Origin of the sequence: Streptomyces sp. NPDC046197, from assembly GCF_040646295.1 — a bacterium.
GTDB lineage: Bacteria > Actinomycetota > Actinomycetes > Streptomycetales > Streptomycetaceae > Streptomyces.
Map to the genome: position 1 here is coordinate 24,215 of NZ_JBEYZY010000055.1, position 12,673 is coordinate 36,887.

Below are 12,673 nucleotides of genomic sequence, written 5' to 3' on the forward strand. Positions count from 1 at the left end.
TCCCCACGGAGTCCGGCGATTACCCACCGGTAAAGATGACGTTTGCCTCTCGCGAGGTACACGATGGGGAACGGTGCAGGCACAAGTAGGAAAACCGAGAAAAACCCCAGAAAAGTCGCCCTCCGACAGGTAAGGAACAGCGTGGCTTCCGGATCCGATCGCAACCCGATCATCATTGGCGGCCTTCCGAGTCAGGTTCCTGACTTCGATCCCGAAGAGACCCAGGAGTGGCTCGACTCGCTCGACGCCGCCGTCGACGAGCGAGGCCGCGAGCGGGCCCGTTACCTCATGCTCCGGCTGATCGAGCGGGCCCGTGAGAAGCGCGTGGCCGTGCCGGAGATGCGCAGCACGGACTACGTCAACACCATCCCCACCAAGAGCGAGCCGTTCTTCCCGGGCAACGAGGAGATCGAGCGCAAGATCCTCAACGCGACCCGCTGGAACGCCGCGGTGATGGTATCCCGCGCCCAGCGCCCGGGCATCGGCGTCGGCGGCCACATCGCCACCTTCGCCTCCTCCGCCTCGCTCTACGACGTCGGCTTCAACCACTTCTTCCGCGGCAAGGACGGGGGAGACGGCGGCGACCAGGTCTTCTTCCAGGGGCACGCCTCACCGGGCATCTACGCGCGCGCGTACCTGCTGGACCGGCTGAGCGAAAAAAACCTGGACGGGTTCCGCCAGGAGAAGTCAAAGGCACCCCACGGCCTGTCCAGCTACCCCCACCCGCGCTCCATGCCGGACTTCTGGGAGTTCCCGACGGTCTCCATGGGCCTCGGCCCGATCGGCGCGATCTACCAGGCCCGGATGAACCGCTACATGCAGGCGCGCGGCATCGCGGACACCTCCCGCTCGCACGTGTGGGCCTTCCTCGGCGACGGCGAGATGGACGAGCCGGAGTCGCTCGGCCAGCTGTCCATCGCCGCCCGCGAGGGCCTGGACAACCTGACCTTCGTCGTCAACTGCAACCTGCAGCGCCTGGACGGCCCGGTGCGCGGCAACGGCAAGATCATCCAGGAACTGGAGTCGGTCTTCCGGGGCGCCGGCTGGAACGTGATCAAACTGATCTGGGACCGCACCTGGGACCCGCTGCTGGCGCAGGACCGGGACGGCGTGCTGGTCAACAAGATGAACACCACGCCGGACGGCCAGTTCCAGACGTACGCCACCGAGTCCGGCGCGTACATCCGCCGGCACTTCTTCGGTGACGACCACCGGCTGCGCGCGATGGTCGAGAACATGACCGACCACCAGATCCTGATGCTGGGCCGCGGCGGACACGACCACCGCAAGATCTACGCGGCGTTCAAGGCGGCCGTGGAGCACAAGGGCCAGCCCACGGTCATCCTGGCCAAGACGATCAAGGGCTGGACGCTCGGCCCGAACTTCGAGGGCCGCAACGCCACCCACCAGATGAAGAAGCTGACGGTCACCGATCTCAAGCACTTCCGCGACCGCCTGCACCTGCCGATCTCCGACAAGGAACTGGAGAGCGGCCCGCCGCCGTACTACCACCCGGGCCGGGACTCGGAGGAGATCCAGTACATGCACGACCGGCGCAAGTCGCACGACGGGTACGTCCCGACGCGCGTCCTACGCGCCAAGCCGCTGCAGCTGCCGGACGACAAGGCGTACGCAGGTGTGAAGAAGGGCTCGGGTCAGCAGTCCATCGCGACGACGATGGCCTTCGTCCGGCTGCTGAAGGACCTCATGCGGGACAAGGAGATCGGCAGGCGGTTCGTGCTGATCGCGCCGGACGAATACCGCACGTTCGGCATGGACTCCTTCTTCCCGAGTGCGAAGATCTACAACCCGCTCGGCCAGCAGTACGAGTCCGTCGACCGCGACCTGCTGCTCGCCTACAAGGAGTCGCCGACCGGGCAGATGCTGCACGACGGCATCTCCGAGGCGGGCTGTACGGCCTCGCTGATCGCCGCCGGATCGGCGTACGCCACCCACGGCGAGCCGCTCATCCCGGTGTACGTCTTCTACTCGATGTTCGGCTTCCAGCGCACCGGCGACCAGTTCTGGCAGATGTCCGACCAGCTGTCGCGCGGTTTCGCACTGGGCGCGACCGCCGGCCGTACGACCCTGACCGGTGAGGGTCTGCAGCACGCGGACGGCCACTCCCAGCTGCTGGCCTCGACCAACCCCGGCTGTGTGGCCTACGACCCGGCCTACGCGTACGAGATCGCCCACATCGTGCAGGACGGTCTGCGCCGGATGTACGGCAGCTCCGAGGAGCACCCGCACGGCGAGGACGTCTTCTACTACCTCACCGTGTACAACGAGCCGATCCAGCAGCCGGCCGAACCGGCGGACGTGGACGTCGAGGGCATCCTCAAGGGCGTCCACCGCCTGAGCGAGGGCACCTCGGGCTCCGTCCCGGCCCAGATCATGGCCTCGGGCGTGGCCGTGCCGTGGGCCCTGGAAGCACAGCGGATCCTCGCCGAGGACTGGAACGTGCGGGCCTCCGTCTGGTCGGCGACCTCCTGGAACGAGCTGCGGCGCGAGGCGGTCGCCTGCGAGCAGCACAACCTGCTGCACCCGGAGGAGGAGCAGCGGGTCCCGTACGTGACGCGGAAGCTGAGCGAGGCCGAGGGGCCGTTCGTGGCCGTCTCCGACTGGATGCGGTCGGTGCCGGACCAGATCGCCCGGTGGGTGCCGGGGACGTACCAGTCGCTGGGCGCCGACGGCTTCGGCTTCGCGGACACCCGCGGGGCGGCCCGGCGGTACTTCCACATCGACGCACAGTCGATCGTGGTGGCCGTGCTGACCGAGCTGGCCCGCGAGGGGAAGGTCGACCGGTCGCTGCTCAAGCAGGCCGTCGACCGCTACCAGCTGCTCGACGTGACGGCGGCCGACCCCGGAACGGCCGGCGGCGACGCGTAGGGCGCCGTAGAACTCAGGGGGCGGCAAGCCCACAGGGGCGGCGGGGCCGAGTGCTCCGCCGCCCCCGCTCCGGTCCGCTTCCTTACGATGCGGTCATGGCGGAACTTTCGGCACAGGCGCGTTGGGAACGGCGCACTCAACGGCCCCTGCTGGCGCTCGCGGTGGCGTTCACCGCCGCCTATGCCGTGCCGATCGTGGACAGCTCCGCGAGCCGGCCGGTGACGGCGGCGTGCACGGTGGTCGAGTGGGTGGTGTGGGGGTCGTTCGCCGTCGACTACCTGATGCGCCTCGGACTCGCGCGGCAGCGCCGGGAGTTCGTACGGACCCACTGGATGGACCTGTGTGCCGTGGTGCTGCCGGTCCTGCAGCCGCTGCGGCTGCTGCGCCTGGTCTCCACACTGATGCTGGTGGGGCGGCGGGCGCGGATGGCGGAGCAGATCCGGCTGACGACGTACGTCGCCGGAGCCGTCGTGGGACTGCTGATGTTCGGGTCGCTGGCCGTGCTGTCGGTGGAACGGGATTCACCCAACGGGAACATCAAGACGCTGGGTGACGCGGTGTGGTGGTCGTTCACCACGATGACGACCGTGGGCTACGGGGACCACGCACCGACCACCGGACTGGGGCGGATCCTGGCCGTCGGGCTGATGCTGGGCGGAATCGCACTGCTGGGTGTGGTGACCGCGAACATCGCCGCGTGGTTCATCTCCCGGTTCGAGCGCGACGACGTGGCGGAGAGGCGGCAGACGGAGGCGATCGAGGCACTGGCCGAGGAGGTACGCGCGCTGCGCGCCGAGGTGGCCGCACTGACGGCACGAGCGGGCCCCCGGCCGACGGCCGGGGAGCCCGTCCCTCACTGGCCCGGGTCAGAACACCGCGCCGCCCCAGGTCGCCACCCCGGCCAGCCAGATGACCGCCAGGAGCGTGTCGATGGCTCCCAGCACGAGGGCGACCAGGGCCGGGACCGGACGGTCGCCCGCCCAGGTCCAGGTGCGGCCCATCGCCAGCCAGCCGCAGACGACCGCCACCGGGCCGAGGACGATGCCCAGCGCGAAGAAACCGGCGACCGCGCAGATGACTCCGATGATTCCGAGCGTCGCGCGATCCGGCCCGTTCCATGACCACGTCCGGCTACGTGAACGGGGGTACCCGCGCGTTCCGCGTCCGAAGCCCGCCATCATCAACTCCCTTAACCCCTGGTCGAGTTGGAGTTCCTGTGGGTTCTTCTGGTGCGGGTACCCCGGTTCTGTCCGTCAAGTCCTCCGGTTTTCGGCGGTCCTGCGCGCAGACCCGTGTCCCGCTGCCTGCGCGCTGCCCCCCTCCAGCAGCGCGCCGCAGCCGGTCCCTCCATCCCTGCGGAGGGCATGACCCACTGTGACCTGCGGCGCGCTCCGGGAGCGAGCGATCTTCCGCCCGGTCACCCTGATAGGCGAACTCCGGGCGGCGAGTCCGGGCGGTTCAGATGTGCCCCACGCCCGCCCCTGCCTCCGCGTTCTGCCCGCGCTTGGTGAGCAGCGCGACCAGGACGGCCACCGCCGCGACCCCGGCGGCGACGAGGGAGGCGAGGCTCATACCGGAGATGAACGTGTCGTGCGCAACGGACGCGATCTTCGCGGCGAAGGCCTCGGGCGTGCCCCTGGGCACCGGGGCGACGCCGACCTGGACCGCCTCGGAGGCCTGGTCCAGCTGAGCCGGCGTGAGCGGCCGGAGTCCGGCGTCCTTCCAGTTGCCGGCCAGGTCGTGGTCGACCTTGGAGGCCATCACCGCGCCCAGCACGGCCGTACCGAGGCTGCCGCCGATCTGCATCGCGGCCTGCTGCAGACCACCGGCGACACCGGAGAGCTCCATGGGCGCGTTGCCGACGATGACCTCGGTGGCGCCGACCATGACGGGGGCGAGGCCGAGGCCCAGCAGGGCGAACCACAGCGACATGGTGGCGCTGCCGGTGCCCGCCTTGAGCGTGGACATGCCGTACATGGCGATCGCGGTGGCGAGCATGCCGCCCGCCAGCGGGACGCGCGGGCCCAGCTTGGTGATCAGCGCGCCCGCGAGCGGGGAGCCGACGATCATCATGCCGGTCAGCGGCAGCAGGTGCAGGCCGGCCTGGACGGGGCTCATCCCGTGGACGTTCTGCAGGTAGAAGGTGACGAAGAACAGACCGCCCATGAACGCGATGGCCATGAGGACCATCAGGACCACGCCCGCCGACAGCGGCACCGAGCGGAACAGCGCCGGCGGGATCAGCGGTTCCTTCACCCGGGTCTCCCAGAAGGAGAACAGGACGAAGCCGAGCGCACTGGCGCCGATGAAGGCCCACGTGCGGCCGTCGCCCCAGCCCCACGTCGGGGCCTTGATGAGCGCCCAGACCAGGCAGAACATCGCGGCGGACAGCAGCGCGATGCCGAGGACGTCGAAGGAGCGCGGGGCGTTCTCGGCGCGGTGGTCGGTCAGGATCAGCAGACCCAGCACCAGCGCGAGGGCGCCCACGGGCACGTTGACGAAGAAGACGGACTGCCAGTTGACGTGCTGGACGAGCAGGCCGCCGAGGATCGGGCCGCCCGCGGTGGAGGCGCCGATGACCATGCCCCAGATGCCGATCGCCATGTTGAGCTTCTCGGCCGGGAAGGTGGCCCGCAGCAGACCGAGCGCGGCCGGCATCAGCAGCGCGCCGAACAGGCCCTGGAAGACACGGAAGGTGACCACCATGGCGATGCTGTTCGACAGCCCGATGGCGCCGGAGGCGGCGGCGAAGCCGGTCACGCCGATGAGGAAGGTCTGCCGGTGCCCGAAGCGGTCACCGAGCTTGCCCGCGGTGATCAGGGAGACCGCGAGGGCGAGGAAGTAGGCGTTGGTGATCCACTGGACGTCGGAGAAGGTGGCGCCCAGGTCCTTGGCGATGGCCGGGTTGGCGATGGCCACGATGGTGCCGTCGAGGGCCACCATCATGACCCCTACGGCGACGGTGATGAGGGTGAACCACGGGTGCCCGCGCAGCCCCGGGGCCGACGCGAGCTCCGACGGGGCTGCCGGCGCCTTGTCCCCCGGCCCTGTCGTGTCGATGGTGGTCTGACTAGTCATATTTCCAAGGCTAGGGGTTAGTGACAGTCGCTGACAAACGACAAATCAATTCACAAGTCGGCAACTGACACGTCACTCCCCTATAGTCTGAGCTGGGAAAAGAGTTCACAGAGAGGTCCGGGGGATTCATGGAGACGGCGGGGACCGCCCCAACGGCGCCACGTCCGGGGCTGCGCGAGCGCAAGAAGCGGCGCACCCGCGACGCCCTGCTTCGGGCCGCGCTGGAACTGTTCACCACCCAGGGCTACGAGCAGACGACGGTCGACGAGATCGCGGACGCCGTCGACGTCTCCCAGCGCACCTTCTTCCGTTACTTCGCCGGCAAGGAGGAGGCCGCCTTCGCGGTCCAGGACATGGTGGAGGCGCACTTCGTCGAGTCGCTGCGCGCCCGCCCGCCCGCGGAGACCCCGCTGGAGGCGCTGCGCCGGGCGGTGCTGGAGGGCTGGGACACGATCAGCGACGCGATCGTGACGGTCGTCCCCGTCGAGCTGTATCTGCGCATGTTCCGGGTGATCGAGTCGACGCCCGTCCTGCTGGCCGCACATCTGCGCCGGTCCGTGGAGACCGAGGAGCAGATCGCGCGCCTGCTCGCCGAGCGCGAGGGACTGGACGTGGACCGCGACCCGCGGCCGCGGCTGGCGGTGGCCGTCTTCGGCGGGGTGATGCGGGTGACGGGGCGTCAGTGGAGCACCGGCGAGGACGTCAGCCTGGAGGCGATCCGGGCGCTCACGGCCGCGTACCTCGACCAGGTGGGGCCCGCGCTGACCGGGAACTGGCGGCCGAACGACTGATTCCAACCGGCGCCGGGGCGGCGGATCGTGAGGATCCTCACGGACAGCGGGCTGTGAACTGCGTCACCTCGAAACTCCGTGAACTCGCTTGCCGGAAACGGCCGGTGGGGCGACTCGCGATCAAGGAACCGTGAACTGGCGTACGAACTGAGGCAGCCGTCACGTCGACCGAAACGTGATACCCGTCACTCGGTTGACGCGAGACCCTCTCGTTCTCCTAGTGTGTCCTTCCAGTGACTTCCTTCGACACCTCCCCGCAACTCAACGTCTGGCGTGCACTGCTCGCGCTGGCCGTGGTCTTCGTGATGCTCGCGACCACCGGCTGGACGGCCGTGCACAGCAAGCGGGGATCCACCGCCCTCCAGGCCTCCCTGTCCGCCTGGGAGCACGGGCACCTGCACGGACACCGGCTTCCGGACCCGGAGGCGGGCCCGTCCCGGCTCACCCGTTTCTTCGCCTCGCTCTCCGCCCAGGACCGCGGCCGTCTCGCCCACCGCTATCCGCTCGCGGTCGGCAACATGAACGGCGCGCCCGCCGAGCTGCGCTACCAGGCGAACCGCATCGCGCTGGACCAGGCCCGCAAGGCCGATCTCCAGCGCATGCACGACAGCCGGCTCTCGCCGGGCGGGCAGCAGGACGCGGGGCGGCGCATGCACCGCTACGCCGCGCTGATGACCGGCGACCGCCAGATCCTGTCCTTCGACCCCGAGGGCTCCGGCCGGGTCGCCGAGGTCTTCGGCGACCTCAGCAAGGCCCAGCGGATCTCCGTCGTCGTCCCCGGCGTCGACACCGATCTGCTCACCTTCCAGAAGACCTACCGCCCGTACTCCGCGCCGGTCGGGATGGCGCAGTCCCTCTACGCGGCCGAGCACACGGCGAGCCCCTCGACCCGTACGGCCGTGATCGCCTGGGCCGACTACACCGCGCCCAGCGGGCTCGGCGTGGACGCGGCCACGGCGATGCGCGCCGAGGAGGGCGCCGTCCGGCTGAACGCGCTGCTGCGGGGGCTGCCCGGCGGCTCACCGGTGTCGTTGTTCTGCCACAGCTACGGCTCGGTGGTGTGCGGTGTCGCCGCCCGTTCGCTGCCGCACCGGGTGGCCGACATAGCGGTGGCCGCCAGCCCGGGCATGCGGGTGCGCAACGCCGCGCACCTGGGCACCCCGGCCCGGGTGTGGGCGATGCGGGACGCCACCGACTGGATCCAGGACGTGCCGTACCTGGAGCTCGGCGGCCTGGGTCACGGCGCCGACCCGGTCTCCTCGGCGTTCGGGGCGCGGGTGCTGTCGGCGCAGGGTGCGAAGGGACACGCCGGCTATTTCGAGCCGGGCACCGACAGCCTCACCAACTTCGCCGAGATCGGGGTCGGCGCCTACGACTCGGTGCGGTGCGCCCATGACGACGACGCCTGCCGGGCGGGTTTGTCCGGCACCGTGACGGCCGGACGCGCGTAGAAACAGCAGGAACTGCCGTCTGCGCAGGGAGGGACGGAGAAGCTCGTGCCGCCTACGATGAGCCGCATGGGTGACGTACTGGCCGGATTTCATGCTGCCTGGGAGTTCGAGTCCGATTCCGTGCTCATCCGCTACGAACGGGGGATTCGAACACCCAAGCTCTTCCAGGCACTTACGGAACGCCGGGTTCCACTGGCGGCGCTCGGGACCGTGACACTCACTCCGGGCAGACGCGGGACCGTGGTCCTGCGGGCCGAGCCCCGGCCGGGCGCCGATCCGCTGATGGAGGCGGCCGCGGGACAGCTCAAGGAGGGCTCCGATCCCTACCGGCTGGTGCTGCCGGCCGAGCGGAAGACCCTCGCCGAGCACTACGCCGACGAGCTGCGGGCGCGGCTGACGGAGTCCGGGCCCGCCGAGCGCCACCTGGTGGCCGCGCCCGAACTGCCGCTGCAGTTCAAGGCGTACGACGGGAAGGCGTCCTTCGACGGTACGGCGGTGCGGTTCCGGTGGTCCTGGACCGGGGCGTCTTCGGCGAAGTGGAAGGCCGGCGACCAGAGCTTCTCGGTCGCCGACCTCGGCGGGGTGGAATGGCGCTCTCCGGAGGCCCTCGAGGGGCATCTGCGGCTGCTGCGCCGCGACCCGGGCACCTCGCAGCCCCCGCAGCCGGACCAGGATCCGGCTGCGGTCGTGTTCGGGCGCGGCTACGGCCCCGTACACGAGTCGCTGCCGTTCGCCGCGGCCGTGCTCGCCGCGGTACGGGCGAGCGGCCCGCCGGCCCCCGTGCCGATACCGGCGGCGCGCCGTGACCCCGCCGACATCGCCGAACGGATCCGCCATCTCGGGGAGCTGCACCGGGCGGGGCTGGTGACGGACGAGGAGTTCTCGCTGAAGAAGGCCGAGCTCCTGGCACAGCTGTAACGCCGCCCGAGCCCGTCGGGGCGGCGTTACTCGCGTCCGGCGGAGGCGAACGTCATGTCCGCGTACCGCTCGCCCGACACCTTCCCGGCGATCGGTTCCAGCAGCGCCAGTTCGTCCTCGGTGAGCGTGATGCGGGCCGCCGCCACGTTCTCCTCCACGCGGTGCGGCCTGCGGGTCCCGGGGATCTGGACCACCGGGAGGCCGTGAACGGCCGCGCGCTGCTGCACCCAGGCCAGGGCGATCTGGGTGAGGGAGGCGCCGTGGGCATCGGCGACGGTGCGCACCGGCTCCAGCAGCGCCGCGTTGGCGGCGGCGTTCTCGCCCTGGAACCGCGGCATCCTGCGCCGGGAGTCGCCGCTGGTCAGAGTCTTGCCGCCGGCGGTGAAGCCGCCCGTGAGGAAGCCACGGCCGAGTGGCGAGTACGGCACCAGCGCCACGCCCAGCTCGCGGGCCGCCGGTACGACCTGCGCCTCGATGTCCCGGCTGAACAGCGACCACTCCGACTGCACGGCGGCGATCGGGTGCACGCCCTGCGCGGCCCGCAGCTCACCGGCCGTGACCTCGCTCAGGCCGAGGTGCTTGACCTTGCCCTCGCGCACCAGCTCGGCCATCGTCCCGACGGTCTCCTCGATCGGGACGTTCACGTCCCGGCGGTGCATGTAGTAGAGGTCGATCACGTCCACGTCCAGCCGCTTCAGGCTCGCCTCGACGCACTGGCGGATGTACGGCGGGTCGTTGCGGATGACGCGCCTCGCCGGCTCGTCCGGCGGGATCGACAGGGCGAACTTCGTGGCGATCACCACCTCGTCCCGGTGCGCCTTGAAGAACGGGGACAGTAACCGCTCGTTCTCTCCCGCGCCGTACACGTCCGCCGTGTCGTACAGCGTCACGCCCAGCTCCAGGGCTCGCTCCAGGGTGGCGCGCGACTCCCCGGCGTCCGAGGGGCCGTACGCGAAGCTCATCCCCATGCAGCCCAGGCCCTGTACACCGACCTCCGGTCCGCTCTCGCCGAGCCGTACCGCCGGGATCCTGCTGTCCGTCATCGGTTCCTCTCCGTCTTGCCGATCTTGCCTGTCTTATCTGTCTTATCTGTCTTGCGGCGTCCCGCGTCCGCGTAGAAGCCGATCTTCAGGTCCAGTACCGCGAGCGTGTCCCGCAGTTCGGCGATCCGCTCCAGGACGTCCCGGCGCGTCGCCTCGAGCAGCTCGTGCCGCTCGGCGTAGGTGCTCTCGCCCTGCCGCACCAGCTCCGCGTACCGGACCATGTCGGCGACCGGCATGCCGGTGAGCCGGAGCTTGCCGACCAGGTCGAGCCAGTCCAGGTCGCGGTTGGTGTAGCGGCGCTGGCCGGTGTGCGAGCGGTCGACATGGGCCATCAGACCGATCCGCTCGTACCAGCGCAGGGTGTGGGCGGTGAGACCGGTGAAGGCGACGACCTCGCTGATCGTGTAGCTGTCCTCGCCGTCGGGACGCGGGCGCCGGCGGGGCGGGGCCGTACAGACATCGGCGTTCGTGGGGGTTTCCTCGGTCTGCTCGGGGTTCACGGCCGTGGCCTGCATCACCGTCATGGCCCCCACGCTATGACCTTGGAGTGCACTCCAAGCAAGCGGATCCCGTAAGAAATGCGCACGACACGGTACCCGCGGGCGGGTCCGAACCGGACCCCTTGCCGGAGCCGACGCGCTGAGCGCATAGGCTCGATGGCATGTCGTTGCACAGCTTGGCGTCGATCGAGAACTGGCCGGTTCCCACCGCTGCGGCGGGCGTCGTACGGGCCGACGGTGTGGTCCTGGGCACCCGCGGCCCGGTCGGGTGGCGTTTCCCGCTGGCCTCGGTCACCAAGCCGCTCGCCGCGTACGCGGTGCTCGTCGCGTACGAGGAGGGGGCGATCGAGCTCGACGAGCCGGCCGGCCCACCCGGCGCGACGGTCCGTCACCTGCTCGCGCACACCTCGGGCCTGGCCTTCGACGAACACCGGGTGACGGCCCCGCCCGGCGAGCGGCGGCTGTACTCCAACGCCGGGTTCGAGCAGCTCGGGGACCATGTGGCGAAGGCCACGGACATTCCCTTCGCCGAGTACCTGCGCCAGGCGGTGCTCGAACCGCTGGGGATGGCGGCGACCACGCTGGACGGCTCCCCGGCCAAGGACGGCGTCTCCACGGTCGAGGACCTGCTGCGGTTCGCCGCCGAGGTCCAGGCGCCGCGCCTGCTGGATCCGCGTACGGTCGCCGAGGCGATGACCGTGCAGTACCCCGGCACGAAGGGCGTGCTGCCGGGCTACGGCCACCAGAACCCCAACGACTGGGGCCTCGGCTTCGAGATCCGGAACTCCAAGTCCCCGCACTGGACCGGCTCGTCGTCCTCGCCGCGCACCTTCGGCCACTTCGGCCAGTCGGGCACGTTCCTGTGGATCGACCCGGACGCGCACGCGGCCTGCGTGGCACTGACCGACCGCGCCTTCGGCCCGTGGGCGGCCGAGGCCTGGCCGCCGCTCACCGACGCGGTACTGGCCGAGCTGCGCGGCTAGGGGGTCTCGCCGGCCCGCGGTGGCGCCTGCATCTCCCACAGCAGCAGTTCGGCGTCCGTCACGCCGACCGCCTCCAGGTCCTCGGCGCCGGTGATGCGGGCCGCGTCGCCCGGCCCCAACGTCTCATCGTCCAGGCGCACTTGACCCCGTACGACGTGTGCGTACACGTACGGCCCGTCCGGTACCGCCGTGCGCTCCCCCGCCGTCAGGCGGCGTACGTGCAGCATGGCGCCCGCCTCGGGGACCGCGTACGGGGTGGAGTCCGCGATGCCGCGGACGATCTCGTAGCAGGGGTCACCGCCGGGCCGCAGCGGGGCCAGCCACATCTGCACGAAGGTGAGCGGGCCCGTGCCGTCGTTGCGCTCGACGTGCCGGACGCCACCCGCCGAGCTCAGCCGCTGCACGTCGCCGCGGCGGACCACCGTCTCGTGGCCCGTCGAGTCCCGGTGGGTCAGCTCGCCCTCGACCACCCACGTGACGATCTCGGTGTGGCTGTGCGGATGCTCGTCGAAGCCGGCACCCGGGACCAGGCGCTCCTCGTTGCAGGCGATCACCGCGCCGAAGCGGAGGTTGCCGGGATCGTAGTGCGGGCCGAAGGAGAAGGCGTGCCAGGACTCGATCCCGGCCGCCGCGTCACCACCCCGGTAGCGCTCTTCAGCGCGCCGTACGTCCATCACGCCCACCACCGTAGCCCCGCCAAGCAGGCTCAACCGCAACCAGGGCAAGGGCCCAACCCCGCCCACTGCCACCCCCACGCGCCGACCGCGAGGAAGCCGAAGGGGCGCGCCGGTGCCGGACCCGGCTGAGTGCCGGACGGGCGCTGGTGTCGGGGGCGGACTGCGCCTGCCCCGACACGGCCCAAGGGCAAGGGCCCACCAAGTCCCACCACCCCCACGCGCCGACCGCGAGAGAGCCGAAGGGGCGCGCCGGTGTCGAGACGGCGAACGCGCGGAGGCGCGAAGCGCTGAGCACGATCGTAGGGAGTTGGCGACGAGTTCGCTCGCCGCCAGGACGCCCAGG

General features: G+C 70.6%; 10 protein-coding genes and 1 pseudogene. 6 read left to right on the forward strand and 5 right to left on the reverse strand.

Annotated elements, in window-relative coordinates:
* Positions 1 to 141: 141 nt before the first annotated feature.
* Both aceE and AB0A61_RS38405 read left to right on the forward strand, forming a co-directional pair.
* Complete coding sequence (aceE, locus tag AB0A61_RS38400) at positions 142 to 2,889, forward strand: pyruvate dehydrogenase (acetyl-transferring), homodimeric type (protein ID WP_361303471.1); 2,748 nt, start codon at positions 142 to 144, stop codon at positions 2,887 to 2,889.
* 95 nt (positions 2,890 to 2,984) lie between these two features.
* Positions 2,985 to 3,698: pseudogene (locus AB0A61_RS38405) on the forward strand (potassium channel family protein); the annotation flags it as partial.
* A 57-nt stretch (positions 3,699 to 3,755) separates the two neighbouring features.
* Here AB0A61_RS38405 and AB0A61_RS38410 read toward each other — a convergent pair.
* Positions 3,756 to 4,070, reverse strand: a complete 315-nt coding sequence (locus AB0A61_RS38410; RefSeq protein WP_361303474.1) for a small hydrophobic protein — start codon at positions 4,068 to 4,070, stop codon at positions 3,756 to 3,758.
* 277 nt (positions 4,071 to 4,347) lie between these two features.
* Positions 4,348 to 5,967 (reverse strand): MFS transporter, encoded by a 1,620-nt coding sequence (locus tag AB0A61_RS38415; RefSeq protein WP_361303477.1) that lies wholly within the window; start codon positions 5,965 to 5,967, stop codon positions 4,348 to 4,350.
* A 128-nt stretch (positions 5,968 to 6,095) separates the two neighbouring features.
* Here AB0A61_RS38415 and AB0A61_RS38420 point away from each other — a divergent pair, with 128 nt between their 5' ends.
* From AB0A61_RS38420 to AB0A61_RS38430, 3 genes are all read left to right on the forward strand, one after another.
* The gene (locus tag AB0A61_RS38420; RefSeq protein ID WP_361303480.1) at positions 6,096 to 6,758 is read left to right on the forward strand and encodes a TetR family transcriptional regulator; all 663 of its coding nucleotides are present in this window, start codon (positions 6,096 to 6,098) and stop codon (positions 6,756 to 6,758) included.
* Between the two features lie 233 nt (positions 6,759 to 6,991).
* Positions 6,992 to 8,209, forward strand: a complete 1,218-nt coding sequence (locus tag AB0A61_RS38425) for an alpha/beta hydrolase (RefSeq protein WP_361303483.1) — start codon at positions 6,992 to 6,994, stop codon at positions 8,207 to 8,209.
* 66 nt (positions 8,210 to 8,275) lie between these two features.
* Positions 8,276 to 9,127, forward strand: a complete 852-nt coding sequence (locus AB0A61_RS38430; RefSeq protein ID WP_361303486.1) for a DUF4429 domain-containing protein — start codon at positions 8,276 to 8,278, stop codon at positions 9,125 to 9,127.
* A gap of 26 nt (positions 9,128 to 9,153) precedes the next feature.
* Here AB0A61_RS38430 and AB0A61_RS38435 read toward each other — a convergent pair whose 3' ends face one another.
* Entirely contained in the window at positions 9,154 to 10,170 is a 1,017-nt protein-coding gene (locus tag AB0A61_RS38435; RefSeq protein ID WP_361303489.1) for an aldo/keto reductase, read from the reverse strand.
* Positions 10,167 to 10,694: a MerR family transcriptional regulator gene (locus AB0A61_RS38440; protein WP_361303492.1), complete on the reverse strand. Its 528-nt coding sequence runs from the start codon at positions 10,692 to 10,694 to the stop codon at positions 10,167 to 10,169. Before AB0A61_RS38440 ends, AB0A61_RS38435 begins: the two co-directional genes overlap by 4 nt.
* A gap of 137 nt (positions 10,695 to 10,831) precedes the next feature.
* Here AB0A61_RS38440 and AB0A61_RS38445 point away from each other — a divergent pair, with 137 nt between their 5' ends.
* Positions 10,832 to 11,653: a serine hydrolase domain-containing protein gene (locus AB0A61_RS38445; RefSeq protein WP_361303495.1), complete on the forward strand. Its 822-nt coding sequence runs from the start codon at positions 10,832 to 10,834 to the stop codon at positions 11,651 to 11,653.
* On the opposite strand, the gene AB0A61_RS38450 is transcribed toward AB0A61_RS38445, so the two are convergent.
* Positions 11,650 to 12,327: a pirin family protein gene (locus tag AB0A61_RS38450; protein WP_361303507.1), complete on the reverse strand. Its 678-nt coding sequence runs from the start codon at positions 12,325 to 12,327 to the stop codon at positions 11,650 to 11,652. The genes AB0A61_RS38445 and AB0A61_RS38450 overlap by 4 nt on opposite strands.
* Positions 12,328 to 12,673: the final 346 nt, after the last annotated feature.

What these genes read in the sequence shown, in the direction of transcription:
- AB0A61_RS38435 (WP_361303489.1), bottom strand. Translation starts at nt 10,170, where the DNA reads ATGACGGACAGCAGGATCCCGGCGGTACGGCTCGGCGAGAGCGGACCG.
- AB0A61_RS38410 (WP_361303474.1), bottom strand. Translation starts at nt 4,070, where the DNA reads ATGATGGCGGGCTTCGGACGCGGAACGCGCGGGTACCCCCGTTCACGT.
- AB0A61_RS38415 (WP_361303477.1), bottom strand. Translation starts at nt 5,967, where the DNA reads ATGACTAGTCAGACCACCATCGACACGACAGGGCCGGGGGACAAGGCG.
- AB0A61_RS38445 (WP_361303495.1), top strand. Translation starts at nt 10,832, where the DNA reads ATGTCGTTGCACAGCTTGGCGTCGATCGAGAACTGGCCGGTTCCCACC.
- AB0A61_RS38450 (WP_361303507.1), bottom strand. Translation starts at nt 12,327, where the DNA reads ATGGACGTACGGCGCGCTGAAGAGCGCTACCGGGGTGGTGACGCGGCG.
- AB0A61_RS38440 (WP_361303492.1), bottom strand. Translation starts at nt 10,694, where the DNA reads ATGACGGTGATGCAGGCCACGGCCGTGAACCCCGAGCAGACCGAGGAA.
- AB0A61_RS38430 (WP_361303486.1), top strand. Translation starts at nt 8,276, where the DNA reads ATGGGTGACGTACTGGCCGGATTTCATGCTGCCTGGGAGTTCGAGTCC.
- AB0A61_RS38420 (WP_361303480.1), top strand. Translation starts at nt 6,096, where the DNA reads ATGGAGACGGCGGGGACCGCCCCAACGGCGCCACGTCCGGGGCTGCGC.